The organism is Cellulophaga tyrosinoxydans, from assembly GCF_900176415.1.
Classification (GTDB): Bacteria; Bacteroidota; Bacteroidia; order Flavobacteriales; family Flavobacteriaceae; genus Cellulophaga; species Cellulophaga tyrosinoxydans.
Genome location: NZ_FWXO01000004.1, coordinates 1 through 26,512 on the forward strand (window position 1 = coordinate 1; position 26,512 = coordinate 26,512).

A 26,512-nucleotide genomic window follows, 5' to 3' on the forward strand; every position below is an offset into this window, starting at 1 on the left:
CCGAATTAGTAAAAAGGGAAACAGTCATATCCGAGCGGCCTTACATATGCCTTCGATGACTTGTGTGCGTTGTAATCCCACATTAAAGCAATTCTACAATAGACTTAAGCCAAAGAAAGCAAAGCCCTTGGTGGCTTTAATAGCAGTTCAGCGGAAGTTGTTAATCCTGATGTTCACCTTATGGAAGAATGAAGAAGTTTATAATTCAGATTTTGAGAAAAAAAAGCAGCAAAAGCATAATACTCTTGCTGCGCAGGATAACAAATTGATAAATCAACTTGTTTCCTAAAATTTTAAAGAAAAAGCTTGCTTTTTGACACAGTACCTATGAGTAGTGCGGAAGCAAGCTTTCGCTTACTTTAGGGTTTTGCACTAAGCAAAAGCTTTATGTTTTGTTTTTAAATTTTTGTTGTCTATGCAAAATCCTAAAGATTTTGCGTAGATATAAATATACACAAACCATTGGATTTAGCACCAAATTCCGCATTACTTATAGGTATTGTTAGCGAGTGTATTTTGTTAAGCGCTTAATATTGTTTAAGCAATAGCCAAGGCATTGAACCCAAGCCCTTTTTTAAAATGGTTTCTTTTTTTTATTTCCCACGAATTTTAATGATTTTGACTTAATAGACTGTGTTTACCCTGAATTTAGCAAGTAAGAGGCAAATCCATCTAGGTAAGAGTTGCGTCTGAGTAAAGTCCTACTAAACAAAGAGTGGTAAGCTAATTTTAGTATTAAAGTGCCGGAATTTTGGAAAACGACGGCTTAAAAGAAACCATTTTTAAAAAAACATGATTGCGCAAACCAAAAGTTTTTAAGTAAAAGAAATATTCAGGAGAATTGCGCTCTGATATTTTTTTTTTAATATACACGCTAACGTTGCGGCTATGCGAAGTGCGGAGGCTGATAAGAACTGATCTTAATTCCTAGCACTAAGGCAAAGCATTTTGTTCGCGTTTATTTTTTAATTTTTCAAATGCCGAATCAAACTGATTTGGCGACCTTATAAATATAGGCAAACCATTTAATTAAACACCGAACCACCGCATTACGCATAGGTTTTGTTAGCAAATCGTTTTTATTTTTTTGCGACCGAGTAAGAAAAAGCCAGCGTACTGCTTGCGTATTGAGAGCGTCTGAGTAAGAAAGTCTTGCGAACACCTCCGAATCCCTCCGAATCAAGCTAAAATCCATTACATATGAGTGAAAACCCTCGATTCCGACCCAGTATTGGAAGACAGGATTATAGATTAAGGACAAAACTAAATACTTGTGTAAAATGTTTGCTAACGGCTTCGGCTATGGCAAGTAGGGCAGGCAGGGAAACGAAGGGTTTCCGTATGCGCACGTAGCCAAAGCTTTTGCATTTTGTTTTTATCTTTATTTTTTAAAAGCCAAATCAAAAGATTTGGCGTACTTAGTAAACAAGTCCAAGCCTTTAAATATAGCACATTATGTCCTATTTGTTATAGCCAATGTTAGCAATAGTTTTTCTCAGTTCATGTTTTGTTCTGAATGAATTTGGCCTCAACTTGCTTTCTGCAATAATTCTTTTTCTGTCTTTTCGTAACTCCTTCAGTTGTCTTCTTATTCCACCAACAAGTCCATTTGAGTTGTCTTTTTCTGCCTCGGAAAGTTCATCTTCTAAGGTTTCGATATCTAAGTCGATTTGATTGAGTTCAAAAATACCGTAATAATAAATTCTCTTTTTTTGCTCGAATTCCTCTAATAATTCGGTCAAACAAGGAGCAAAACTCCCATTTCTAATATCGAATATTATGGGTTCATTATTTGGTAAAGAGTCCAATAGACTAATTAAAGCTTCGTTTCCGTCTCGACATCCAGAAATCCTGCCCGCAACTCGATATTCAATTGGGTTATTACTTACCCTCTTTATTGGTAAGGTGTAATGAAAGTAATCCTGAATATTTTCTGTAAGGCTTTGTCCTTTATTGTTGTTTTTGATTGTACTATGAGCTAATGCAAAAAACGCATCTAGAATTTGGTAGTCTTTAAGATATTTTTCTTGCCTATTTGGGCTTGTTGAAATTAAAGAAATAGAGTCATTCCATTGATTAATTTTACTGAACCTAAAACTAATTCCATCGAGTACTTCGCGATTATGCTGAATTGAACTGTCCAATTTGACAGACTCAATCCTTTCCAAAAATGTATTTAGAACTTTTCTGTCGATTTGGTACTCTTCATTAATTAAGTTGTTTGAACCTTGAATGTGTCCTTCAATTTTTAATTGCTTACTATTCTGGGATAGGATACTTTTTTCAATGTCAATCGTATAGTGAATAGGTGTAATAAATGCAGGGTAAAATTCGTAAACTATTTTATCTCTAGCACATGAGAACAAAAACAATGAAAATAGTATGGTGATAATTCGGTTCAAATTTTTCTTCAAAATTATTGCTAACGGTTTTGTGTATGATTTCGTTGCGTGTTTCAGCAACTAAATTAGTAAACTAAAACGAACCAGAGGAAATTCCGAAGGAATTTCCAAGTAGGCGAGTACTAGCAATGAATTATACACGTTGTTGCCACACGTTTTTATTCGACTGTTCTTGACATTGCAATTGTCATCATAATTCCAAAATATAGAAATGGTAATAAACCAATTAAAATCCAAATCCAATATTTTTTCCATTGTTTTCTCTTTTCTGATATTACAATTAATGGATGGAAAAAAGACCAACCTATCATTAAAAGAACAATTCCTTTTGATAATAAACTACCATATTGATAAATCCATCGATAGTCAGAAAAACGAAACCATTTTTCAAGGTATCTTGCAGTTATCATTCCTGTAAAACAAAGAACACAAATAGTAATCGCTGACAATTTTGGATTGTATAAAAATCGGCTAATCGTATTTAGTTTTTTAGTTTCCAAACTTATTCTTTTATGTTGTTTTTCAGCCAGTAACTTCCCATTGTCAACATTTCGTCCGTAAACATATTTTTGAGTTCAATTTTTTGGAAATAAGTACAACCTGAACAGACAGAAACTAATTCAGTCGATTTTTTAATTTCCGTAATCAAATTCAATTCCGTTTGGTTGAGTTTATATTTTCCGAGTTCAGTCAGTTTCTCCAGAGAGATAACTGACATATATTTTTCCGCTTTATTTTCAGATTCCAGCCGTTTTGAAATCCATTTATAATTTTCACTATTCAGTTTTTTAGTATATTTTTCTACAGTTTTCGAAGGTTGTCCTGCAAAGTAACAAGCAAATCCAACCATTTCATTTTTGAACACGTTTTCTTGAGCGTTCATTACGCTTAAAATTCCGATTAAGAATACTATGGTTAATATTTTAGTTCGCATTTTTTCAAATGTGTGGCAACGTGTTTGTATATGGTTTGTTGCGTGTTTTAAACACCTAATTTAACAAATAAAAACCGAATAGAAAATCCGCGAGGATTTTCGTGAGTAGGCTAGAACTAGCAATAAAATATATACGGTGTTAGCCACAGGTTTATTTTTTTACAGTTGAAATTATTTTCAAAATTTTATCAATTTCTATTTTATCCTTTCCTTCTTCCGATATGAGGTCAACTTCATTACTGATTACTTTTCTATTTAGATGATTTGATATTATTTTATCAAGTGCGCTGTTAACTCTTGTAATTCCATCGTTAATATCAAGCGATAAATTGTTAATCGATAAAAGTAAGCCCTGTATATATTTTATACTATGGATATTATTTGATATTGCTATAAGTTGTCTTTGAGCTCTATTCATTTGAAATATAAATCCCCACATTAATGCTCCTGCGATAGGTAAAGGAAGAAGAATAATTAAGTATTCATTCAATTTTGGTAATTCAACAGAATTAGATATCTTATATAATAGTGTTATTTCGCAAATGACTATTAGAATCAAAGTAATAATGCAAAGAATAGCATAAGCATAATATAAAATATTTAACCTCTTATGTTCATTCTCAATTGGTTTTAAATATTCTTTAAGATTATCAAAAGTTTCATTTATTTTCTGTTCCCAATCATTTTTTGCATCTTCTTGTTTTTCTTTTAATTCGAGTTCTTTCTTTTTTTTATTCAACTCGTTTTCAATGACTTTTAATTGTTCGTTGGTTTCAATTGCTAATCTTCTTTGCTCTTCGGTTTCATTTTTATTGTATTCAAGAAATTTTCTTAATTCAGCCTCTCTTGATTCCAATTCGTTAATTTTTTTACTATAATACTCTTCAGAATTTATACTATTATTTCTATAAGAATCCGACATATTTAGTCGGTCTCTTAAATATTCTAGAGTGTGAATTATATTAGATAAATCTGAATTATCATAATTTACTTCTATATCGCTAAACTGATTAAACAATGAGTCAAGATGTTCAATTATTAGCGCTCTGGTTTTATGATGATTAACATTGTCTAAAAGAACGTTTACTGTCTCAATTGCTCTATCTTTTCTGATATTGCTAAATTTTGAGTTTAACAAAACTTCTCGAAGAATGTATAACTTCTGCTTTAAATCCTCAATTTCTTCGTACATTCTTTTTGTTATTCCCATTTTTTTTTGCGTCTAGGTTTTACTTGTGGCTAACGTGTTTGTGTAAGATTAGTTGCGTTGTTTAAGCACCTAATTTAACAAATACAAACCAAATAGAAAATCCGCGAGGATTTTCGTAAGTAGGCTCGTACCAAGCAATTAATTTTACACGTTGTTAGCACACGTAATTGTTCGTAATGTATAATTCAAATATTTCTTCCATACTCCGATTTTCTTTCTTCCGCAATCTATGTAATTCCATTCCAGCTTTTTCAAAAATCTCGTCTTTCATTCTGTCATTTTCGATTTGCTTTGGTTTGTCGTGCCAACTACTATCTAATTCAATAAAAAACTTTGGTTTAAAAGTTTCTGAATCGACAATACACAAATCCAATGTTGAATGAAAGAAAAAAGTTTTAGTTTTTTTCTCAAGTAGCTCGATAACTTTAGAATTTATAATAGAACTTAAAGCAATATTAGGCAGAATTATTTCACTTTTCAAAATTCTTCTCGAAGCTAAATAAAGTTCTTTTTCCTGCGGTGAATTAAAAATTGATTTTGAAAAATCTAATTTTCCAGAAGCTCCAATTTTAACATTTAAGTTTGATGCAAGAATAGTTTTCTCAATTTTTTCCGTTCTTTCAATATTTTTATTCTTTAGATAATTTTGAGCATCTATATTTTCAGTCAATACTTTTGCGTAATGTTCCGAAGGGTGTTTTTCAAACAAATATTCGGCAAGTTCTAATACACAATTGTTAGATAGTTTTAAAATCTTTGAATTTTGGCTTAATTGAAAAATTCTTGCAAGTACAGTTGAAAGATTTTCATCGCCATTATTTTCGTAACGTCTGACTTCGTTTATTAAATTCGTCTCAAAAATCGAAAAAATTGGGTCGTCCGCTAATTCTTTACAATTATTTTCGTCAGACAGAAGTTCGTTTAACTTCAGCCATTCCTTGGTTTGTAAGAAAATAAGACAGTTTTCAGTCATATTTACGGTTGTTTGTTTTTATGTGTGCTAACGGTTGTGTATATGGCTCGTAGCGTGCAAATTAGCGATTATTTTTCGGTTTAGCACGAGCCGAATTTTTTAATTTTCTTATTACCTTTTCTTTTCAATAAGCCAAATTAAAAAATTTGGCGGACTTGCAAATATGCCTTAACTTCGATTAAGCAACTGATTAGCTATGAGTTATATACGTTGTTGTGAGCAGTTATAATTCGTCAGTTTCTTCATTATTAAATCCAAAAGCATTGTCCAATAGCTCGTGCGTAAATACATTTTTTTCCATTCCGTTCTTTAGGACTTTTAATAGTTCAATTCCGTATTCGTAAACCGCTTCTAATTTTTTCTTTCCGACTGATTTTTTTAGTCGACCGTGGGAAATTTGATTGCGATAATCTCTAAATTGATGATATTTACTTTTCAAGTCAATATATTCTTCTTCGGTCAATTCATTTGTTTCGTTCAGAATTCTCAATAAAACATTCATAGAATACATCATTGGCATTGATAGTTTTCTGCGAATATTTATGTCCTTTGTATTTTTGGTTTCTCTAAATGGCTTTATAATATCAAAACCTATTTTCTCAATATCTCCTGATATTTGCAAAATTGCCATTTCTACAGAAACATCTTTTAATTTCTTGATGTGGTCTAATTCACTTTTTGAAATGCCTAATAGTTCCAAATTATCTTTGGAAAGATAAACTTCTAATTCTTCTCTTAATGAAGAATTATATTCGTCTTTTAGAAAACGATGAAAAAAGTCTTTTGTACCAGTCAAATAGAAATACACCGCTTCTTCATTAGGAAAACCAAATCTGTGCTGAAGTGTATTTCTATCATCGACAAGTAGTTCAATTATTGGTTTTTCAGGAATTTTAATACCTAAATCTGCTAAACCTTTAAAAGATTCCCAAATTCCGATTGTCAAATTCTGATTTTTAGTACTATAAATAGATTTTCCTTCTACTAATAATTTGTCTTTAAGAATTAACTCAACTGAATTCGCCAAATGAAGAATGACAAACTTAAATTTTCTGTCATTTTTTTCTCCGTAAAGTTCGGTTGCGTGTGCTAATAATTCTATTGCACTTACATATAATGGCGATTTCATCATAATTTTACGAATGTTTGTTTTAATTGCTCACAACTTGTTTATATAGATGTAAAATACATCTTTATACAACCAATATGGAATAAAAGTAGTCAAAAAATATGTTTTTATATTAAATTTCAAAATCATTAAATGGGTTTTTTATTTTATCTAAACTAGTAGTGCTTACATGTGTGTAAATCATTGTGGTTATGGGACTATTATGACCTAAAGCTCTTGAATATTTATAATATCTGTTCCATTTTCTACTATAAACATACCATTACTGTACCTTAAGGTAGGTAAGATTACAGCAAGGGCATAACGAATCATTGAAATGGGTTTTGGTGCTAATTTATACACATATTTTTCGAAAAACAAAAAAGGAGAAGTTTATCTGTTTGTGTATGAATATAAATTTATGAAACTAAAAGAAAGCACTTCTGAAAAGTACATTTTAATACAATGGCAAGACTATATGAATAAAGCAAAAAAAAATATTGTAATATCCTTCTAAAAACCATTGGATACTAGCTTTTAATGTATTGCTTCCTGAAAAATATTTTACCTTCTCATTAAGACCGTAAAATACGTTCCATTTTTTTACCTCTGGCTAATTCATCAATCAATTTGTCTAGATACCTGATTTTTTGCATTAATTTATCTTCTATATCCTCTATACGATATCCACAAATTACACCTGTTATTTTAGATACATTGGCATTTAGTTGTGGAGCTTGGTTAAAAAAAGTCTCAAAATCTGTTTTATTAGCAATAATTTCTTGCAAGTCTTCTTGGGTATAGCCTGTTTACCAGCAGATAATAGTATCAACATCTGCCTTAGTTTTACCTTTCTTCTCTGCTTTTGTTATATAATTTGGATACACACTGGAAAATGCCATTTTAAATACGCGATGCTTGGTCATTGCTAAGATATTTTAATACCTTAAATTTAATATAAATTGTGCATTTTTATTTTTATTACCTGTTGAGCTATTATCGGTACTAGGTAATACTGGGATGTTTTTGTAATTTAATCGTTCTGAATTTACTACATAGTAAACCAACTCAAGCAAAAAACAACTAGCTAATAAGACTAAAATATATGAATAGTAAGGTTGATGATTTTATAAACCAAAACGAAAAATGGCAGCAAGAATTTATTCTTTTGCGCAGGTTACTGCTAGATTGTTTGTTTACCGAAGAAATAAAGTGGGGAAAGCCATGCTACACCTACAACCGTAAAAATTGTATTATTCTTTATAGTCCTAAAGATTATTGTGCGTTAGGTTTTATGAAGGGATCCTTAATGAAGGATACCGAAAACTTACTAGTGAAACCTGGTGAAAACTCGCAATCTAGCCGCTACATGAAATTTTTAAATATAGAAGAAATTCATGCCAAAACACCCATCATAAAGGCATACCTATTTGAAGCTATAGCCATAGAAAAATCTGGTATTGAAGTAGATTTTAAAGCGAAAAACAACCTTACTTTTCCTGAAGAATTATTACATTTTTTTGATAAAGACCCAGCTTATAAAGAGGCATTTTTTAGCTTAACACCAGGGCGACAAAGAGCGTATAATTTGCACTTTTGCGGTGCCAAACAATCACAAACAAAAATTACCAGAATACAAAAGTATAGAGACCGAATACTTTCGGGCAAAGGCATAAACGATTGCATTTGTGGGTACTCTAAGCGTATGCCGCAGTGCGATGGTTCGCATAAAAACTATGTTTAAGTAGTGATTTAGAATTCCTAACGGCAGCACACTTATTTTAATGTTGATATATTTCTAATTTTAAAATTATCCACATAAGTCCAGTATACTATGTAGCGTCTTTATAAATACACCTAGGTTTTTTGATTTTGCTGCAAATAGTGTTTTATTCCGGGTATCCTTTACCAACGTATGTAGTGACTACAAAATCAGAATTTGGATCAAGTAAACGGAAAAAATTTAATTTTACCATCGGCAGTACAAAGTCATTTTCATCATAAATTTCTAGCAAAATACTTGCATAAATGAAGCGATTAAATTCTTTGTTTTCTCTAGCTAATTTTGAAACTTTTTGATTAAAAAGAAAACTTTTTGAGTGGGTCTCATTAAAATATTTCACCCTTTTTGCCAAAATTTCAGGAGAAGGACCCTTATAATTGAGTCGTTTCGCGAGATTTTGAAGCGAATCCTCAATATTAAAGTCAATCTTATATTCTTTGTGTTTGTCTAAGCTTACTTCGTTTAGTAATCCAACATAACTTTTATAATCGGAATTTTCGATAATACCTTTTGAAATCAAATGTTCTTGAAATTCTTTTAAAATTGTTTTAAGCCCATTATAATATTGAGGGTTTTCTTGTTCTATTCCTTTTTCAAGTTCCAATTCAAATTTATTCGACGACATTTGGGAATAGGCATTTATGTTAAATAAAAAACCGTAAATTATACATATCAAAATATGTATTTTCATAAATTTCCTCATGGTCTTGTTTAGGGTTTCATTATGGAATGATTTTACTATTCCATTCCGTTGTAAACAAATACGAGCAATTACATAGGGATTTCTTATAGGAAATTCTACAGAAATGCACTATAATCTTTTCTAGCCACTGCTAGTCACTCGTTTTATTCCTATTTTTTATTAGTCCGTAAATTATATTAATCGGAAACATTAATTGACCAATAACAATTAACAGAATAATCAGTGTGATAATCATTGTCAGATTGTCATTAAATTTATACTCCATTAAATCAGTCTTATAAAATTTTGTCAAAATCCAAACAATTAAAGCTCCACCAAAAGTCAATCCAATATGAAACCAATTTAACCACTTTGATAATTTTCTATTTGCTTTTTGCATAATCCAATATCCGATTCCGATTATTCCAAAAATTATTGAAATTAGAATTGCCAAAACTAAATAGGCAATAACGTAATACGTGTTGTGAATATTTATATTAAACGTTGCATCTCCACTCAAAATCCCAATCAATATTAATAATGGAATTGCAAGCAAAAAAATGAGATGTGGTTTTTCAATAATTTTGATCATTCAATTTGTGGTTAACTGTAACCTATCAATAAATAACCCCTTCACAAAGTACTATTAAAACTAATTATTGGTTTTTAATTGTTCTCTTAGTGTAAAATAAAAAGCATCAAACTTTGGTATCACTTTTACATTTAAGCCCTCAGAAAAACCACCATCTTTAGATACCGCAGAAATTCTGTTGGTGTTTATACTATGTTGCTTAACAAATTTATTTACTAGGGTAGTGGCTTGGTTTAACGCTATATCAAATTCTCCTGTATTTGTGGCGGATTCTACAACAATAGTAGCATCACCATAAATTTTTATTACACCGGCTATTTTTTTGATAAATTCATCTGTTTTTGCGCGGGCAGCGGCATCTTTACTTGTAAGTCCGTTTCGGGTAACTTCATTCAATGCCACAATTACGGCACCACTAGCAACAGTAATATTTCCATTTTCACCTAATACTCTTTTAAAATCGGTTAAAACGGCTAAAGCAACAGAATCATGACTACTAAACCTATCGGTAATCGCTTTTAATTGCTTTTCTTTTTCTTGTAAACTTTCTAGCGTTTTTCCAATATTCTCAGACTTTTCTATAGAAGCTTTGGTAAAACTATTAATGTTTTCCATTAAAGACTTATTGGTTTCTAACAATTCATCGGCTTGAGCTTTGTACGATTCTGCTTCGGTTTTACTCACTACTTCTTTTTTACGAGAAATGGCTAAGCTATTTTTTACAGAATCTAATGCGGTTTTTAATTCCGCTATTTCCGAAACTAAATCGCTCTTTTTTTGCGCTTGTACTGATGCACTACTTAGAAATAAAACTACTGCTAGGGTAAAATATTTAATCATACTATTTAAAAAATTAGTTTTAAAAGATCAAAATTAAGATTTGTTTTTATCGCTTGCTAGTTGACCACCTAAATAATTACAATTTAACAAATCTTGTACACTAGTAAAGGGTACAGGGTGTTTTTGATATTTATAGGTAGCTCGTAAATTTCTATTCAGTTCTGTGTCATCCACATTTACTTGAACATCTTCCATATGAAACTGACACGGATGTTCGTAACCTGCAGCATGGGTAATCTCTAACAATTCTTTTCTGAACGATTTAAAGTATTGCCCAAGTCGGTCTGATTTTAAGGGTACATCTATACCGTTTTGTAACCATTTTTTTTGAGTGGCAATTCCAGTAGGGCAGCGGTTGGTATGGCAAACCTGTGCTTGTATGCATCCAATACTCATCATAGCTTCTCGCGCTACGTTAATACAGTCTACACCCATTGCAAATGCCATTGCTGCTTTTGCCGGAAATCCTAATTTACCACTGCCAATAAATACAATTCTATCGGTTAATTCGCGGTCTAAAAACAATTTATATAGACTAGAAAACCCATATACCCATGGTAACGAAACATGGTCTGCAAAACTTGGTGGTGCCGCTCCCGTGCCACCTTCACCACCGTCAATAGTAATAAAATCGGGTCCTTTTCCTGTTTTCTTCATTAAATCTGCCAATTGTTCCCACTGATCTAATTTACCTATGGCGGCTTTAATACCCACCGGTAACCCTGTTTCTTCGGCTATTTTCTCAATTAATTGAAGCAATTCTGGTATACTTTTGAACGCTTTATGCGTTGCCGGAGATAGTACATCTTTACCTACTTCAACACCTCTAATTTCTGCGAGTTCTGGTGTGATTTTAGCGCCTGGTAAAACACCGCCTTTTCCTGGTTTTGCTCCTTGTGACAGCTTAATTTCGATGGCTTTTATACACGGATTATCAGCAACTAATTGCTTCAACTTTTCCATTGATAAACTTCCTTCAGGGCTGCGCACTCCAAAATATCCAGTACCAAAATGAAAGATTACATCGCCCCCTTGCTTATGATAGGGCGATAAACCGCCTTCTCCTGTATTATGATACGCATTTGCTTTGAGTACTCCTTTATTCATTGCTTCAACAGCCGCTGCTGAAAGCGATCCAAAACTCATGGCCGAAACATTTATGACTGACGCCGGACGGTATGGTTTTCTGCGTTTGTTATAAGCTCCCATAACCTTCGCACAAGGCACAAAACTAGTATCGGTATAATTAGGATGGTTCTCTGCAACCTCATACGCCATCATTTGATTTTTTATAAAGATGTGCTGATGTTCATAAATATCTCTATCCGTACCAAAGCCTTCGTAATTATTCTCCTTTTTTGCTGAAGCATAAATCCAACTTCGTTCTATTCGATTAAAAGGAAGTTCTTCGCGGTTATTGGCTACAAAATATTGACGCATTTCGGGTCCTATACTTTCTAACCAATACCTAAAATGACCAACTATCGGAAAATTATGGGAAATGGTATGTGCCCTTTGAAAAAAAACATCTCGAATAGCCACAGCAAATAAAACCACCAAGAGCCAAACCCACCAAGGAATTGAAGTAATAAAATTAATCATGAAAAAAAATCTATTTTAATCTTTAAATAATATAAAAGTATGGCTATTTCTTGTTCAAGTAATCCAAACTCAATTCTGTTAATGCTTTTACCCCAAGTAATAATCCACTATCATCTATTTTAAAATCTGGCGTGTGGTGTGGGTAAGATTCTGTATTTCCTGGCGTCATTCCTCCTAAAAAGAAATATATTCCTGGTACTTTTTCTTGAAAAAAGCTGAAATCTTCACCACCAGTAGTGGCCTTTACTAATTTTACGTGATCCGCACCAGCAACATTTTTTAAGGTTGGAAGCATTTCTTCGGTCAACTGTAAATCGTTATAAGTTATTGCAGTATTATTTTGAAAACTTATGGTAGCAGAACCTCCATAGGCTTTGGCTAAACCTTCGGTCATTTCTGTCATTCTTCGTATAATATGCGATTTCATATCCGGATCGAGTGTACGCACTGTACCAATCATTTCCGCACTTTCTGGAATAATATTAAATCGAACACCAGAAGTTATTTTCCCTACCGTAATTACGGCTGGTTCTACTAATAAATTTGCTTCTCTACTTATTATAGATTGATAACCATCTATGATTTTTGCAGAAATATAAATAGGGTCAACACCGCTCCATGGTTGCGAGCCATGTGTTTGTTTTCCTTTTACAATAACCTTAAATTCTTCGGTTGCAGCCATGGTTCCCCCTGGTTTGTAAGCAATGGTGCCTACTGGAGTAGCACTATTAATATGTAATCCAAAAATGACATCAACATCAGGGTTTTTTAAAACACCCTCTTTGATCATTAATCCTGCACCACCTTCTTCACCAGATGGTGGCCCTTCTTCAGCGGGTTGAAATATGAATTTTATAGTCCCATTAATTTTGTCTTTGTTTTTAGACAATACTTCGGCCACGCCCATTAAAATAGCAATATGAGTATCATGTCCACAGGCATGCATAACTCCTGTATCAACCCCCATAAATTCCGTTCTTACATTAGATTTAAAAGGCAAATCATTACGCTCCGTTACCGGTAAAGCATCAATATCTGCTCGTAAAGCAACAACTTTTCCTGGATTATTACCTTTCAAAACACCTACAACTCCAGTATGTGCAACACCAGTTTGCACTTCAATTCCTAACGACTTTAAATGTTTGGCAATTTTTTCAGCAGTTTTAAATTCTCGGTTTGATAGTTCTGGATTTTGGTGAAAATACCTGCGCCATTCTACTACTTTACCTTCTACTGAAGTGTAATCTTTGTTTAGTTCGGTGTGCTGCCCAAATGCAATACAGCCAAGAAATAAAAAACTTCCAAATAGTAAATTCTTCATATGTTAAAATTTAATTAGTCTATAATTTTCGTTTTGTAATTGAATCAGCGCAGTCATTGCTGATAATGATAACTGTACGCCTGCTATAAGATCCTCTTTTGCAACACCTCTTGACATGGCCGATTGTCCGCAAAAAATTACTTGCACATTTGCTGCAAGTAAGGCTTTAATCAAATCAGCATTCGGATTATTAACACCGTATTTTTTACTATAAGAAGCATTATTCATAATGTCTTTTGATGCTAAATTATGCACAACTATGGCAGCATGCAATTGTTCTTCAGGCACACCTGCCTGCGCATGCATGTTTAAAAACCGAGCCGCCGTTTCTATATACGGATTTATAGCTTCATGCCCTTCAGGGGTGTTCATTACATCAAAAACCGCCTTAAAGTCTTGTCGCAAGTCTGTTTTAAAATCGGTGTTTTCTACTTTAAAGACTTTTCCGTACTCCTTTATTATTGGACCAGCTGCCTTTTCTTGAGCCGTAGAAACATAAAAAAATACTGAACAAAGGAATAACGTAAGGATACTATTTTTCATTTCGAATAGATAAAAACAAACTGTTAGAACATTAAAAAATGCTTGTCTTTCAAATATATTCAAATTCAATTGAATGGATGCGCATTGTTCATAATTATTAAAGTCATCATTTTAGTATGCTACCAATTATAGTTAAATTCACGCTCCCGTAGAAAACAAATAAAATACATTGGAAAACTATATAAATCAGTTAAATGATGCTCAAAGAGCACCAGTATTGCATAAGGATGGTCCTTTAATTGTTATTGCTGGCGCAGGTTCTGGAAAAACTAGGGTGTTAACGTATCGTATTGCTTATTTAATGAGTAAAGGCGTTGATTCTTTTAATATTTTGGCATTGACCTTTACCAATAAAGCCGCTCGCGAAATGAAAGCGCGTATATCCGCAATTGTGGGGAGTTCCGAAGCAAAGAATTTAATGATGGGTACTTTCCATTCTGTTTTTGCTAAATTACTCCGCTATGATGGTGATAAGCTTGGATTTCCTAGCAATTTTACTATTTATGATACACAAGATTCTCAGCGTTTAATTGCCTCAATTATTAAAGAAATGGGGCTTGATAAAGACATCTACAAGTACAAACAAGTACAAAATAGAATATCGTCTTATAAAAATAGTTTAATTACTGTTCGTGCCTATTTTAATGATGCGGAATTACAAGAAGCAGATGCTATGGCAAAACGCCCTAGAATGGGAGATATTTATCAAAATTATGTGGATAGATGTTTTAAAGCAGGGGCTATGGATTTTGATGATTTATTGCTTAGAACTAATGAATTATTAAATAGATTCCCTGAAGTTTTAGCAAAATATCAAGATCGTTTTAGATATATTTTGGTTGATGAGTATCAAGATACCAACCACTCACAATACTTAATTGTAAAAGCCTTATCCGATAAATTTCAGAATATATGTGTTGTAGGTGATGATGCGCAGAGTATTTACTCTTTCCGTGGGGCGAATATTAGCAACATCTTAAACTTTCAAAAAGATTATGATAATGTAGAAATGTATCGCTTGGAGCAAAATTATCGTTCTACACGAAATATTGTAAATGCGGCAAACTCCATTATCGCCAAGAATAAAAATCAATTAGAAAAAGTGGTTTGGACAGATAATGATGATGGCAATGCTATAAAAATTCATCGCAGTCCAACTGATGCGGAGGAAGGAAGGTTTGTAGCTGGTTCTATTTTTGAAAATAGAATGCAGCACCAAATGTCTAACGGAAGTTTTGCTGTTTTATATCGTACCAACTCACAATCTAGAGCTATCGAAGATGCCTTACGTAAGCGTGATATTCCGTATCGTATTTACGGAGGACTTTCTTTTTATCAGCGTAAAGAAATAAAAGATGTGCTTTCTTATCTGCGATTAGTTATCAATCCAAAAGACGAAGAAGCATTAAAGCGTGTTATTAATTTTCCTGCGCGTGGAATAGGGCAGAGCACCTTAGATAAATTAACCGTTGCTGCCAACCATTATGGCAGATCTATTATAGAGGTAATTGAGAATTTAGATAAAATAAACCTAAAAATAAATTCAGGCACAAAAAACAAACTGGTAGATTTTACCAACATGATTAAGAGTTTTCAAATCATGAACGAAACTACCGATGCGTTTACCTTAGCAGAACATGTAGCCAAAAAAACAGGAATACTTTTAGAATTTAAAAAAGATGGTACACCAGAAGGTATTGCCCGTATGGATAATATTGAGGAATTACTAAATGGTATTAAAGATTTTGTTGAAGGTCAAAAAGAAATCGATGGTGCTACCGGTAATATTGGTGAGTTTTTAGAAGATGTAGCACTTGCAACAGATCTTGATAATGATACTGGTGATGATGACCGTGTTGCCTTAATGACCATACATTTGGCGAAAGGATTGGAATTTCCGTATGTGTATATTGTGGGTATGGAAGAAGACTTATTTCCTTCAGGAATGAGTATGAACACCAGAAGCGAATTAGAAGAGGAAAGACGTTTATTCTACGTAGCCTTAACAAGAGCTGAAAAACAAGCGTATTTAACGTACACCCAAAATAGATACCGATGGGGAAAATTAATTGATGCAGAGCCTAGTAGATTTCTTGAGGAAATAGACGAAAAGTATGTTGAAAATTTAACGCCAATTGACAAACCAACTTATCGTTATAAATCTTTAATAGATACTGATATTTTTGGTGATGTAGACAAAAGCAAATTAAGACAAGTAAAACCTACCAATGGCATACCGCCAATAACTTCTAAACCCTCTGAAAATCAGTTACGAAAACTACGTAAACTAAAGCCTGAACTGGCACAACCTATTGGAAACACCAACACCATAGATCCAAATTTAGTAGAAGGTAGTGTTATAAATCACACGCGTTTTGGTAGAGGTAGAGTAGTGAAATTGGAAGGAGTAGGCAATGATCGTAAAGCTGAAATACAGTTTGAATCTGCAGGATTAAAGAAATTGCTTTTACGTTTCGCTAAACTAGATGTAATTGGATAAAGATTAAAAATAATTAAGCTATAAACTAGTACTACAATTATATACTTGTTACCCAACATTTTAAATGTACATTTTCAATAGAAAGACAAACCATAGGCATATTCAACAGTTTGAGTATACTATTGCCGAATTATTAAAGTATGAATTACCCCAATTGAAAAAGGCACTTGATATGTCAAAAATTGAAGGAATTTATTTCACGTATAAACCAAAAGGAATCTCCATTACACATAGTTATTCTGAAAAAGACTTTGCAGAAATCAATCAAAATGTTAAGTCAAGTTTTGTTTTAAATGGTATTTCTGTTTGGAATAAAGAATCAAAAAGTTTTGAAGAAATTTCATTAAGCTACCTAAACAATACTATTTCTTGGTTTGCAGTTCAGAACCCTGAACGTTTTCATAAAACATTTGATTTGAGCCAACTTAAAAAAGGGCAAATCAAACTGGAGCAAAAAGAAATTAAGAATTCCAATAAAGAAAAAGTACAAAAACTTCTAAAATCTTTATCTAAAGAGCAACTTGGGCTTCTGGAATTGGAACATACTTTTGAAATGGAGCTTGATGAAAAACTGTTATATCCGATTTTGAATATGGAAGACGGGAACTATATTGCTGTGGACAACAAAGGAAAAATATATAGGCTAAACCATGACCATGAAGAAGAGGTTAGGTTAATAGCAAATAAGCCCAAAGACTTCTTCGATATCTATAATGGACAAAAAAGTGAACTGGATAAAATCATGTACGACTAAAAACGTTAGGTAAAAAAAGTTTGTAATTGGACAACTCACTCAAACACAACTGTTGTGCTGATGGACTTACCACTCCGATTGAAAAACTAACTCGGACAGAAAAAACGTTGGGTGACAATGCCTAAAGGTAATAATAACCTCAAATCCAAGATTTAAGTTTTAATTACCTAAAAAATTAATGTAATTTGTAAAAAGATTTATAAACTATAGTATGTCCGAATTTATTAAAATATACCCTGAAAATCCTAATCCTAAGGAAATTAAGAAGGTGGTAGATGTGCTAAAAAAAGGTGGATTAGTAATTTATCCGACTGATACCGTGTATGGATTAGGCTGCGATATAACCAATACAAAGGCTCTTGAGAAAATTGCCCGAATAAAAGGCATTAAGCTCGACAAGGCTAATTGGTCATTTATTTGTGCCGATCTTAGTAATTTATCGGATTATACCCGCCAGATTGATACACGTACTTTTAAAATATTAAAACGTGCATTACCAGGTCCTTATACGTTTATTTTGCCTGGAAATAATAACCTACCAAAAGAGTTTAAAAAGAAAAAAACAGTTGGTATACGTGTTCCGGATAATTCCATCGCAAAAACATTGGTAGAAGTGCTAGGAAATCCAATAGTGTCAACCTCCATTCATGATGAAGATGAATTGCTGGAGTACACTACAGATCCTGAACTAATTTATGAAAAGTGGAAAAATTTAGTGGATATTGTGATTGATGGTGGTTATGGCGACAATGTGGCTTCTACGGTCATTGATTTATCGGAAGGAGAGCCAATAGTTTTAAGAGAAGGCAAGGGGAGTATCGATATATTTTAAATAAAAAAACTGTCTCTAAAACTACAATGTTACACTATAATGTTAAAGACAGCTCTTCAATAACTACTATTATTTGTATTTCACCAAATCAAAAAAATACAAATTAAGAATTATTCATTCGGACAGATAACTTTAAATTCTGTTCTTCGGTTTATTGCATATTGCTCTTCGGTACAATTAATATAATCTCTACAAATATTTAAAGGTTTAGTTTCTCCTAACCCAATGGCAATTAAGCGATCTTTAGCTATTCCCTTAGACACCAAATAATCCACCGTGGATTGTGCTCTTTTTTGTGATAAATTTTGATTAAAAGCATTACTACCTCGAGCGTCTGTATGCGAAGACATTTCTACTTTAATAGCTGGATTTTCTACCATTAATTCTATAACATATTCCAATTCTGGAATTGCAGATGGAAGAATATCCCATTTTCCTAAATCAAAATTTATATGCTCTAATCTTATAGCCTTACCGCAAGGGTCTACACACATTTGAAAATCTATAAATAAAGATTTATTTCGGTCGTATTTTTTGGTATCTACCTCAATTTCATGTGAAAAATAGCCATCTTTATTACCTTTTAATTTATATATGGTTACTTGACGTAATTGAAAATTAAACTTTCCATTTAGATCAGATATTGTATTTTTTTGAATTGCAGAATTGGCATCATTTAATAATACATCTACATTAGCAATAGTTACGATTGAATTACATTCAATTATTTCTCCTTCTAGAATAAAATTTTCATCAGTATATAAAATTTCTTTTTCTATAGGCTTACCATTCTCCTTGCAATCTTTAAAATCTTCAATAGTAATTGGCGCTGATTCTAATTCAATTCCAAATCCATTCCCTTTTATAGTATATACTCCGTTCGGAACGGCATCAAAAAATACTGCACCATAAAGATTCGTTTTTCCTGTTCTAATTATTTTACCATCGGCATCTTCTAAAAATACATCAGCTTCAGGTATTCTTTCTTTACTAAACTTATCTTTTGCTACGATATTAACATTGCAGTTTGCTGCAACTTCGCAATGTGGTTTATGGTCTAGTTCACATACAGGACATACTTTTGCTGCTTTTTCAGATGTACCAAAGCGATAACTAATTCCTGCAAATGCGCCAATGGAGCTGATGTCTGTATCTTTTGGTTGCGCAACAACTGGATTTGGTTCTCTACTCAACACATTTATTATATTGCCCTCTTTGTCGGGCATTTCATTAAAAGGCTGGTATGCAGAAGCAAAGCCAAGTGCATTAAGCTCTGTAGCTCCAAAATGTTGCAAATAATAACTACCTACTGTAAATCCGAAATTTTTTGTAAAATAGTATGTTAACCGTATTTGCCCTTTTGCGGCAAGTACATTTTTTACATCGTAACCAGAATGATAATTTAAAAAAGCACCTGTAGCATCTGTTACACTAGTTCTTCCACCTTTAATAATAGACAAACCAACTCTGGTGTTTAATTCAGTAACGAATTTTCTATTTTTTGTCTGATATCTAAAATTTGGTCCTATTCCCCAAAACATTCTAGTAATCTGTTCTTCGCTCAATGTTAAATTAGTTAAAGGCGTTACGCCATCAGATTGAAATAGATTAATAGTTGGATACCTATTTTCAGGAGAATTATTGATGTAATCAAAATCCGCTCCTACACCAATAAAACTAAAATAGTAATCTATTGAAGCCCCTAAGTCTAAACCTCCGCCATAATCCACGTAAGGAGTTTGATTGTTATACGTTGGAATAATGTCATAACCGACTCGGGCTGTCAAAATCAAATCATTTTTTTTCTTCTCAACCTCTTGAGAGAATATTGTTAGCGAGGTAAGAAACAAGAAAAATCCTAGGTATAATTTACAAGTAAAAGTTACATTTTTCATAATAGTAAAGTTTTAAGTATACTATTACATACGTGTACCTATAAAATTGTTACCCTAAAAATTTAAAAATAAAAAAGGCGACCAATTAAGGTCGCCTTTAATACTATAGATTTTTTTTAAATCTTATTTGTTGATTGCTGGATCTTTCATTCCTTCCTCAATCATTTCATAGAACTGATCAATTTTTGGAAGTACAACGATACGAGTTCTTCTGTTTTTAGATTTATCTGTCGAAGATACTGGTACATATTGAGATCTTGCTGCAGCAGTCATACGTTTTGGATCAACTTTGTAATCGTTTTGTAAAATACGAACAACAGCAGTTGCTCTTTTAGCACTTAAATCCCAGTTGTCTAATAAAACACCTCCGCTATATGGTACATCATCTGTATGACCTTCTACCATAAAGTCGAAATCTGGTTTGTTGTTAACTACTTTAGCAACTTTTCCTAAAATTTCTTTAGCTCTGCTAGTTACATTATAACTTCCGCTGCTAAATAATAATTTATCAGATATAGATACGAATACCACACCTTTTTCAACGCTAATTTCAATATCTTGATCATCTAAATTACCAAGAACACCTTTTAAGCTTTGTACTAAAGATAAGTTAACAGAATCTCTACGTGTAATAGCATCGTTTAATTTTCTGATAGTCAAATCTTTTTCTTGTAAACTTTCTAAAGATTTTTCTAAGTTTTGAGCTCCTTTTGAAGAAAGAGTAGTTAAATTACCCATGTTGTTAATTAACTCTTGGTTATTACTCTTCAAGAAAGCGTTTTGATCTTCTAATGTTTTTAATCTAGAAGTAGCAGATGCCTTTTCTTCCAAACAACTATTTAATTTAACAGTTGCAGAATTTAATAAATCTTGTGTTTCTTTACTCTTTGCCTCTAACTCCGCATATTTCTTTTGCGATACACAAGAGGATAGTAATAAAGTAACTCCTATACAGCCTAAAATGATTTTCCTCATAATTATTTATTCTTAAATTAAATTGTTAATTCTCCGCAAAATTATACAAAAACCAATACGTTAACATTCTGAATTCGTTAATCTTTTACTAAAATGTTAAATTTCTTAATGTGATATACAAAATGTGCCCAAACAATGGACTTTGCAGCGTAATAATCTTGTTTATAATTTACAGTTTCCCGTTTTTTATAAATTCTAGAAAAGTTTTTGTAAAAACTCAAATGCGCCTTTAAAATAGCAAAACAATGGCTTAATTTTCCTTGGAATATAAAGCGAACTCCGGCAACACCATCTAACAGCAATCTAATAAAAATAATAGGAAAAGCCTTCTTTCCTGGCAAGTTTTTGGTGATGGAGTAAAGCGAATTCCTGAAATTTAAAAAGGTTTTTTTTGGGTTCATATTACTTAAGGTAGAGCCACCTAAATGATAAACCATAGAAGCGCCAACATAAACTATTTTATACCCCTTATTTTGTGCTCTCCAGCATAAATCTACTTCTTCTTGATGGGCAAAATAATCTTCATCAAAACCGTTCAACACCTTAAAAACACTTGATTTTATAAATAAACAAGCTCCTGTTGCCCAAAATATTTCTTTCTGATCGTTGTATTGACCTTTATCCTTTTCCAATGCTTGAAATATTCTACCACGACAAAATGGATATCCCAATTGATCTATAAAACCACCCGCTGCGCCTGCATATTCAAAGTAATTTTTACGTTTGTAATCTAATATTTTTGGCTGAATAATGGCAATAGAACTATTTTCTTCAAAAGCTTTTGCAATTGGCACCAACCAATCTTTAGTTACTTCCACATCAGAATTTAAAAGACAATAAATTTCAGCATCTACATGTTTTAATGCATCATTATAGCCTTTTGCAAAACCTCCATTCTCTGTATTCTGAATAATTTGTACGTTGGGGTAGTTGGTTTTTATAAATGTAATGGAATTATCGGTAGAGGCATTATCTGCTACATAAATGGTAGCCTCGGAAGAATATTCTTTAACAGAGGGTAAAAATTGCTCTAACAATTGTTCTCCGTTCCAATTAAGTATTACGATTGCTATTTTTGACATCCAAACTTGGTCCAACGAAATTTCCGCTGCCGTTTATTTTTATTTTCTATTGTTTGATTTTAAAATAAGTGTTCCTCTTATTTTTGAAGTTCACAAATTAACGGCTAAAATCAGGAATATTCTCTAAAAAAGTATATTTTTCTTGTTTATGATCTATTTTACAATAAAAATGCTGTAAGCCATTGGTTACCATTAAATACTCCGATTGTAATTGCATATTATACCGCGCAATCTGATCAAACGTAATTTGTGTTATAGAAACTTCTGGAGCTTTACACTCTATAAGTATTTGAATAGCTCCGTTGGGCTCAAAAACAACAATATCATATCTTCGCTTTAAGTTGTTCACCCTGAGTTGTTTTTCAACATTAATTAAGCTTAAGGGATAATTTTTCTCAAAGATTAAATAGTGAATTACGTGTTGCCTTACCCATTCTTCGGGTTGTAATACAACAAATTTTTTGCGGACCACATCAAAAATATAGACTTTATTTTCTGTATTTTTGAAACGAAAGTCATAAGCAGGAAAGTTTAATACTTGCATGATACAAATTTGATGTTTTTTTCTGAATGGATGAAGTAAAAAAAATTGTTAACGATATAAAATCTGGCCATATAAAGCCTATTTACTTTTTAATGGGTGATGAAGCTTACTATATAGATAAGCTTGCTGAATTTATTGAAAACAATATACTTTCCGAAGAAGAGCGTGGTTTTAATCAAATGACTTTATATGGTAAAGATGTTACCATTGAAGATATTATAGGCAATGCCAAAAGGTATCCTATGATGGCGGAGCATCAAGTTATAATTGTAAAAGAAGCACAACATTTATCAAGAACTATTGAGAATTTGAGTGCCTATGCAGAGCATCCTCAAATGTCTACCGTATTAGTGCTTTGTTATAAATATGCAAAGCTAGATAAGCGTAAAAAAATATATAAAGCCATACAGAAGACTGGTCTTATCTTTGAAAGTAAAAAACTTTACGAAAATCAAGTTGCCGATTGGATTAAAAAAGTTCTTGCTGGAAGTGGCTATTCGATAACACCAAAAGCTGCTATATTACTAGTTGAATTTTTAGGTACAGATTTAAGTAAAATAAACAACGAGTTGGAGAAATTGAAATTGGTAATCCCTAAAACCAAAGAAATTGATCCTGAAGCCATTGAAGCAAATATTGGTATTAGTAAAGATTATAATAATTTTGAGCTTAAAAAGGCACTTGGAGAACGCAATGTTTTAAAGGCAACACGAATTTTAAATTATTTTGCGCAAAACCCGAAAGACAATCCTTTTGTATTGACAATTACCTTGTTAAATAGCTTTTTTACGCAGCTATTGCAATATCACGGCATGAAAGACCATAATCCAAAAAATGTAGCGAGTATATTGGGTATTAGTCCTTATTTTGTAAGTGAGTACCAAATTGCTGCAAAAAATTATCCAATGAAAAAAGTAAGTGCAATAATTGCAGACTTACGAGAACTGGATGCTAAAGGTAAAGGTGTTGGTGCTAATTTATCACAAGAAGATTTGTTAAAAGAACTTCTTATCAAGATAATCTAACGTATTTATTTTTTATCTACACTGTATTTACCAGGACCAACCATCATTATGACTACAAAAAATGTTAGGTAGAGTAGTGCTAGTTCTTTTTTCTGTAGTGGATCAGAACCATGAGCTATAAATGCTGCTACCGCCATAGTTATTGCAGCAGGCAATGCCGCCCATCTTGTTTTAAAACCCAAAATAATTAAAATTGGACAAACCAATTCTCCAACCACGGCAAGAAATAAAGAGGGCGCTGGACCAATTCCTATAGGATCACCAAATTTTATATCACCACTTAGTAAGTTTTGTAATTTGGGAAAACCATGTGTTATCATCAGTATTGAAGGAACTACACGTAATAATAATAAACCAATCTCGTTAAATAATTTTTTCTGCATAATCTTTGGGGGATCTTAAAGCACTAAAAGTAATACTATTTTCGTAAAAAAATTAAGCCAACCCATATTTTTCGATAAAAAAACGAAATACAGAATATAATCCCTTTGAATTATTTTAATTTAGGGTAATCTACTGGATTTGTTTCGTGCATCATTCCGTATATTTTTTCAAATATATCTTCAGCATTTGGTTTCGAAAAATAATCTCCATCTGTTGCATAAGCTGGCCTATGGCTGTTTGCTGTTAATGTTTGAGGAGCGCTGTCTAAATAATTATAAGCGCCTTGTTTTTCAACAATCTCATGGATTAAATACGCCGAACATCCACCAGGAACATCTTCATCTACTACCAATAAACGGTTGGTCTTTTGTATGCTTTTCAGCATATCATGATGAACATCAAAAGGCAATAAACTTTGAGCGTCAATAACTTCAACATCAATACCCACTTCTCTTAATTCTTCGGCTACTTGCAGTACTATTCGTAAGGTAGAACCATAAGACAATACGGTGATGTCAGCACCTTCTTTTAGTGTTTCAACAACACCAACTGGAGTGCATAATTCGCCTAAATTATTTGGTAAATCTTCTTTTAAACGGTATCCATTTAAACTTTCGATGACAATAGCTGGTTCATCACTTTTTAAAAGCGTATTATAAAAGCCTGCTGCCTTTACCATGTTTCTAGGCACCAGAATATATATGCCACGTAATAAATGGATTATGCCACCCATCTGAGATCCCGAATGCCAAATACCCTCTAATCTATGACCTCTTGTTCTTATAATTAAAGGTGCTTTTTGCTTCCCAACTGTTCTATAAAGCAATGTAGCCAAATCATCACTTAAGGTTTGGAGTCCGTATAATAAATAATCTAAATACTGAATTTCTGCAATGGGTCTTAATCCTCTTAAAGCGAGTCCAATACCTTGGCCTACAATAGTAGCCTCACGTATTCCTGTATCAGCAACTCGTAATTCGCCATACTTTTTCTGTAAGCCTTCTAAACCTTGATTTACATCGCCAATTGCCCCACTATCCTCTCCAAAAATAAGCGCCTCTGGGTACATTGAAAAAAGCTTATCGAAATTATCTCTTAAAATAACTCTACCATCTACCTTTTCAGGATTTTCATCATATGTAGCCTCAATTTCAGGAATACTTAATACATTATTAGGCAACTCACTGTGTAAATGTGAACTAAATTTAGGTTGATTTTCTGCATAAAAAGCATCAATCCATGCAATAAGTTCTTTTTTCGCTGGTGAATCTTCCCCGATTAAATAACGTAAAGCTTTACGTGCTTTAGAAGCTAAATCTTTTTTAATGGGTTCATCAATAGCAATTAAATCGTTTTTAATTCTACTAATAAACACTTTATTTGGGCTACTTAAACTAACCTTCTCTAAAATAGTAAGCAGTGTATCCTTTGCTTTTTTATGAGGATTCAGAAACTCATTCCAAGCTTCTTTCTTAGCAGTTCTAACATTTTTACGGATGTCTTTTTCTAAAGCTTTTAATTCATCATCAGTAGCAATACCAATTTCAAGAATCCACTCTCTAAATCTTTTGTTACAATCGTTATCTCTTTCCCATTGTAATCGTGCCTCCGATTTATAACGTTCATGTGAGCCTGATGTAGAATGCCCCTGTGGTTGTGTAAGTTCTTTTACATGAATTAATACTGGAACATGTTCTTCACGCGCTATATCCGATGCATTTTCGTAAGCATGTATTAAAGCGGTGTAATCCCAACCGTTAACTTTTAATATTTCATAACCCTTAGCCTTTTCCGTTCTTTGGAATCCTTTTAAAATTTCTGAAATATCTTCTTTGGTTGTTTGATGCTTTGCATGAACGGAAATTCCGTAATTATCATCCCAAACACTTATAACCATAGGAACTTGCAATACTCCGGCAGCGTTAATTGTTTCGAAAAAATGACCTTCACTAGTGCTAGCGTTTCCAATAGTACCCCATGCTACTTCATTTCCATTATTAGAAAATTTGGCAGCATCAATACCTTTTACATTTCTATAAATTTTTGAAGCCTGTGCTAATCCTAAAAGTCTAGGCATTTGCCCAGCAGTTGGCGATATATCCGCGCTACTATTTTTTTGTGCTGTTAAATCTTTCCAGGTGCCGTCTTCATTTAAGCTATGTGTAACAAAATGACCACCCATTTGACGGCCAGCACTCATCGGCTCTTTCTCTAAATTTGTGGTAGCATATAAACCATGGAAAAACTCCTTAGGCGTTAAGTTACCCAAGGCCATCATAAAAGTTTGATCCCTATAGTAACCACTTCTAAAATCTCCATTTTTAAAAGCGCGAGCCATTGCAAGCTGCGGTAGCTCTTTACCATCACCAAATATTCCAAATTTAGCCTTTCCGGTAAGTACTTCTCTTCTTCCTAATAAACTACATTCCCGACTAATAACAGCAATTTCATAATCATTAAGTATTTGCACCTTAAAATCTTCAAAAGAAATATCGTTATTGTACTGTAGATCTACTTTCATTTTTAGGAAT

Annotated in this window: 24 protein-coding genes and 1 pseudogene; 6 read left to right on the forward strand and 19 right to left on the reverse strand. The window is 32.7% G+C overall.

Features of this window, described 5'->3' with window-relative positions; genetic code table 11:
- A partial coding sequence (locus tag B8963_RS11495) for a transposase (protein WP_143312522.1) occupies nt 1-289 on the forward strand: 289 nt, incomplete at its 5' end.
- A 1,171-nt stretch (nt 290-1,460) separates the two neighbouring features.
- On the opposite strand, the gene B8963_RS11500 is transcribed toward B8963_RS11495, so the two are convergent.
- The 7 genes and pseudogenes from B8963_RS11500 to B8963_RS11535 form a co-directional block, all read right to left on the reverse strand.
- Nucleotides 1,461-2,414, reverse strand: a complete 954-nt coding sequence (locus tag B8963_RS11500) for a hypothetical protein (protein WP_143312523.1) — start codon at nt 2,412-2,414, stop codon at nt 1,461-1,463.
- Nucleotides 2,415-2,560: 146 nt separating this feature from the next.
- Entirely contained in the window at nt 2,561-2,902 is a 342-nt protein-coding gene (locus B8963_RS11505; RefSeq protein ID WP_143312524.1) for a hypothetical protein, read from the reverse strand.
- Between the two features lie 2 nt (nt 2,903-2,904).
- A complete protein-coding gene (locus tag B8963_RS11510; RefSeq protein ID WP_084061680.1) occupies nt 2,905-3,336 on the reverse strand; it encodes a hypothetical protein in 432 nt (143 codons plus the stop codon).
- Nucleotides 3,337-3,487: 151 nt separating this feature from the next.
- Complete coding sequence (locus B8963_RS11515; RefSeq protein WP_159447295.1) at nt 3,488-4,528, reverse strand: hypothetical protein; 1,041 nt, start codon at nt 4,526-4,528, stop codon at nt 3,488-3,490.
- A 172-nt stretch (nt 4,529-4,700) separates the two neighbouring features.
- Nucleotides 4,701-5,519 (reverse strand): DUF2726 domain-containing protein, encoded by an 819-nt coding sequence (locus B8963_RS11520; RefSeq protein ID WP_084061682.1) that lies wholly within the window; start codon nt 5,517-5,519, stop codon nt 4,701-4,703.
- A gap of 223 nt (nt 5,520-5,742) precedes the next feature.
- Nucleotides 5,743-6,651 carry a hypothetical protein gene (locus B8963_RS11525; protein ID WP_143312526.1) on the reverse strand — a complete coding sequence of 303 codons (909 nt, stop codon included), beginning with the start codon at nt 6,649-6,651 and terminating at the stop codon, nt 5,743-5,745.
- Nucleotides 6,652-7,202: 551 nt separating this feature from the next.
- Nucleotides 7,203-7,553 (reverse strand): annotated as a pseudogene (locus B8963_RS11535) (DUF2200 domain-containing protein).
- 179 nt (nt 7,554-7,732) lie between these two features.
- On the opposite strand from B8963_RS11535, the gene B8963_RS11540 reads away from it, so the two are divergent.
- A complete protein-coding gene (locus tag B8963_RS11540; protein ID WP_084061685.1) occupies nt 7,733-8,371 on the forward strand; it encodes a DUF1801 domain-containing protein in 639 nt (212 codons plus the stop codon).
- Nucleotides 8,372-8,516: 145 nt separating this feature from the next.
- Here B8963_RS11540 and B8963_RS11545 read toward each other — a convergent pair whose 3' ends face one another.
- The 6 genes from B8963_RS11545 to B8963_RS11570 form a co-directional block, all read right to left on the reverse strand.
- A complete protein-coding gene (locus tag B8963_RS11545) occupies nt 8,517-9,014 on the reverse strand; it encodes a hypothetical protein (RefSeq protein WP_159447296.1) in 498 nt (165 codons plus the stop codon).
- A 229-nt stretch (nt 9,015-9,243) separates the two neighbouring features.
- Nucleotides 9,244-9,684 carry a hypothetical protein gene (locus B8963_RS11550; protein ID WP_084061687.1) on the reverse strand — a complete coding sequence of 147 codons (441 nt, stop codon included), beginning with the start codon at nt 9,682-9,684 and terminating at the stop codon, nt 9,244-9,246.
- Between the two features lie 60 nt (nt 9,685-9,744).
- Nucleotides 9,745-10,524, reverse strand: a complete 780-nt coding sequence (locus B8963_RS11555) for a hypothetical protein (RefSeq protein ID WP_084061688.1) — start codon at nt 10,522-10,524, stop codon at nt 9,745-9,747.
- A 33-nt stretch (nt 10,525-10,557) separates the two neighbouring features.
- Nucleotides 10,558-12,126, reverse strand: coding sequence for an FMN-binding glutamate synthase family protein (locus B8963_RS11560; protein WP_084061689.1), 1,569 nt, complete (start codon nt 12,124-12,126; stop codon nt 10,558-10,560).
- 43 nt (nt 12,127-12,169) lie between these two features.
- Entirely contained in the window at nt 12,170-13,447 is a 1,278-nt protein-coding gene (locus B8963_RS11565) for an amidohydrolase (RefSeq protein WP_084061690.1), read from the reverse strand.
- 3 nt (nt 13,448-13,450) lie between these two features.
- Nucleotides 13,451-13,990, reverse strand: a complete 540-nt coding sequence (locus B8963_RS11570) for a DsrE family protein (RefSeq protein WP_084061691.1) — start codon at nt 13,988-13,990, stop codon at nt 13,451-13,453.
- Between the two features lie 169 nt (nt 13,991-14,159).
- On the opposite strand from B8963_RS11570, the gene B8963_RS11575 reads away from it, so the two are divergent.
- The 3 genes from B8963_RS11575 (at nt 14,160) to B8963_RS11585 (ending at nt 18,076) form a co-directional block, all read left to right on the forward strand.
- On the forward strand, nt 14,160-16,490 hold the full coding sequence (locus B8963_RS11575; protein WP_084061692.1) for an ATP-dependent helicase: 2,331 nt from the start codon (nt 14,160-14,162) through the stop codon (nt 16,488-16,490).
- Nucleotides 16,491-16,662: 172 nt separating this feature from the next.
- Nucleotides 16,663-17,244: a hypothetical protein gene (locus B8963_RS11580; protein ID WP_143312528.1), complete on the forward strand. Its 582-nt coding sequence runs from the start codon at nt 16,663-16,665 to the stop codon at nt 17,242-17,244.
- 211 nt (nt 17,245-17,455) lie between these two features.
- Nucleotides 17,456-18,076 carry an L-threonylcarbamoyladenylate synthase gene (locus B8963_RS11585; protein WP_084061694.1) on the forward strand — a complete coding sequence of 207 codons (621 nt, stop codon included), beginning with the start codon at nt 17,456-17,458 and terminating at the stop codon, nt 18,074-18,076.
- Nucleotides 18,077-18,186: 110 nt separating this feature from the next.
- On the opposite strand, the gene B8963_RS16205 is transcribed toward B8963_RS11585, so the two are convergent.
- The 4 genes from B8963_RS16205 to B8963_RS11605 all read right to left on the reverse strand — a co-directional run bounded on the left by B8963_RS16205 (nt 18,187) and on the right by B8963_RS11605 (nt 22,572).
- Nucleotides 18,187-19,971 carry an OmpA family protein gene (locus tag B8963_RS16205; protein WP_084061695.1) on the reverse strand — a complete coding sequence of 595 codons (1,785 nt, stop codon included), beginning with the start codon at nt 19,969-19,971 and terminating at the stop codon, nt 18,187-18,189.
- A gap of 123 nt (nt 19,972-20,094) precedes the next feature.
- Nucleotides 20,095-20,946 carry an OmpA/MotB family protein gene (locus B8963_RS11595; protein ID WP_084061696.1) on the reverse strand — a complete coding sequence of 284 codons (852 nt, stop codon included), beginning with the start codon at nt 20,944-20,946 and terminating at the stop codon, nt 20,095-20,097.
- 77 nt (nt 20,947-21,023) lie between these two features.
- A complete protein-coding gene (locus B8963_RS11600; RefSeq protein WP_084061697.1) occupies nt 21,024-22,028 on the reverse strand; it encodes a glycosyltransferase family 2 protein in 1,005 nt (334 codons plus the stop codon).
- A gap of 97 nt (nt 22,029-22,125) precedes the next feature.
- Nucleotides 22,126-22,572 carry a type I restriction enzyme HsdR N-terminal domain-containing protein gene (locus B8963_RS11605; RefSeq protein WP_084061698.1) on the reverse strand — a complete coding sequence of 149 codons (447 nt, stop codon included), beginning with the start codon at nt 22,570-22,572 and terminating at the stop codon, nt 22,126-22,128.
- Nucleotides 22,573-22,598: 26 nt separating this feature from the next.
- Here B8963_RS11605 and holA point away from each other — a divergent pair, with 26 nt between their 5' ends.
- Nucleotides 22,599-23,597 (forward strand): DNA polymerase III subunit delta, encoded by a 999-nt coding sequence (gene holA / locus B8963_RS11610; protein ID WP_084061699.1) that lies wholly within the window; start codon nt 22,599-22,601, stop codon nt 23,595-23,597.
- A 5-nt stretch (nt 23,598-23,602) separates the two neighbouring features.
- Here holA and B8963_RS11615 read toward each other — a convergent pair whose 3' ends face one another.
- Together B8963_RS11615 and B8963_RS11620 are read right to left on the reverse strand one after the other, a co-directional pair.
- The gene (locus B8963_RS11615; RefSeq protein WP_084061700.1) at nt 23,603-23,980 is read right to left on the reverse strand and encodes a DoxX family protein; all 378 of its coding nucleotides are present in this window, start codon (nt 23,978-23,980) and stop codon (nt 23,603-23,605) included.
- Nucleotides 23,981-24,090: 110 nt separating this feature from the next.
- Nucleotides 24,091-26,502 (reverse strand): alpha-ketoacid dehydrogenase subunit alpha/beta, encoded by a 2,412-nt coding sequence (locus B8963_RS11620; RefSeq protein ID WP_084061701.1) that lies wholly within the window; start codon nt 26,500-26,502, stop codon nt 24,091-24,093.
- Nucleotides 26,503-26,512 lie beyond the last annotated feature (10 nt).

What these genes read in the sequence shown, in the direction of transcription:
- B8963_RS11510 (WP_084061680.1), bottom strand. Translation starts at nt 3,336, where the DNA reads ATGCGAACTAAAATATTAACCATAGTATTCTTAATCGGAATTTTAAGC.
- B8963_RS11515 (WP_159447295.1), bottom strand. Translation starts at nt 4,528, where the DNA reads ATGTACGAAGAAATTGAGGATTTAAAGCAGAAGTTATACATTCTTCGA.
- B8963_RS11520 (WP_084061682.1), bottom strand. Translation starts at nt 5,519, where the DNA reads ATGACTGAAAACTGTCTTATTTTCTTACAAACCAAGGAATGGCTGAAG.
- B8963_RS11525 (WP_143312526.1), bottom strand. Translation starts at nt 6,651, where the DNA reads ATGATGAAATCGCCATTATATGTAAGTGCAATAGAATTATTAGCACAC.
- B8963_RS11540 (WP_084061685.1), top strand. Translation starts at nt 7,733, where the DNA reads ATGAATAGTAAGGTTGATGATTTTATAAACCAAAACGAAAAATGGCAG.
- B8963_RS11550 (WP_084061687.1), bottom strand. Translation starts at nt 9,684, where the DNA reads ATGATCAAAATTATTGAAAAACCACATCTCATTTTTTTGCTTGCAATT.
- B8963_RS11555 (WP_084061688.1), bottom strand. Translation starts at nt 10,524, where the DNA reads ATGATTAAATATTTTACCCTAGCAGTAGTTTTATTTCTAAGTAGTGCA.
- B8963_RS11560 (WP_084061689.1), bottom strand. Translation starts at nt 12,126, where the DNA reads ATGATTAATTTTATTACTTCAATTCCTTGGTGGGTTTGGCTCTTGGTG.
- B8963_RS11565 (WP_084061690.1), bottom strand. Translation starts at nt 13,447, where the DNA reads ATGAAGAATTTACTATTTGGAAGTTTTTTATTTCTTGGCTGTATTGCA.
- B8963_RS11570 (WP_084061691.1), bottom strand. Translation starts at nt 13,990, where the DNA reads ATGAAAAATAGTATCCTTACGTTATTCCTTTGTTCAGTATTTTTTTAT.
- B8963_RS11580 (WP_143312528.1), top strand. Translation starts at nt 16,663, where the DNA reads ATGTCAAAAATTGAAGGAATTTATTTCACGTATAAACCAAAAGGAATC.
- B8963_RS11585 (WP_084061694.1), top strand. Translation starts at nt 17,456, where the DNA reads ATGTCCGAATTTATTAAAATATACCCTGAAAATCCTAATCCTAAGGAA.
- B8963_RS16205 (WP_084061695.1), bottom strand. Translation starts at nt 19,971, where the DNA reads ATGAAAAATGTAACTTTTACTTGTAAATTATACCTAGGATTTTTCTTG.
- B8963_RS11595 (WP_084061696.1), bottom strand. Translation starts at nt 20,946, where the DNA reads ATGAGGAAAATCATTTTAGGCTGTATAGGAGTTACTTTATTACTATCC.
- B8963_RS11600 (WP_084061697.1), bottom strand. Translation starts at nt 22,028, where the DNA reads ATGTCAAAAATAGCAATCGTAATACTTAATTGGAACGGAGAACAATTG.
- B8963_RS11605 (WP_084061698.1), bottom strand. Translation starts at nt 22,572, where the DNA reads ATGCAAGTATTAAACTTTCCTGCTTATGACTTTCGTTTCAAAAATACA.
- holA (WP_084061699.1), top strand. Translation starts at nt 22,599, where the DNA reads ATGGATGAAGTAAAAAAAATTGTTAACGATATAAAATCTGGCCATATA.
- B8963_RS11615 (WP_084061700.1), bottom strand. Translation starts at nt 23,980, where the DNA reads ATGCAGAAAAAATTATTTAACGAGATTGGTTTATTATTATTACGTGTA.
- B8963_RS11620 (WP_084061701.1), bottom strand. Translation starts at nt 26,502, where the DNA reads ATGAAAGTAGATCTACAGTACAATAACGATATTTCTTTTGAAGATTTT.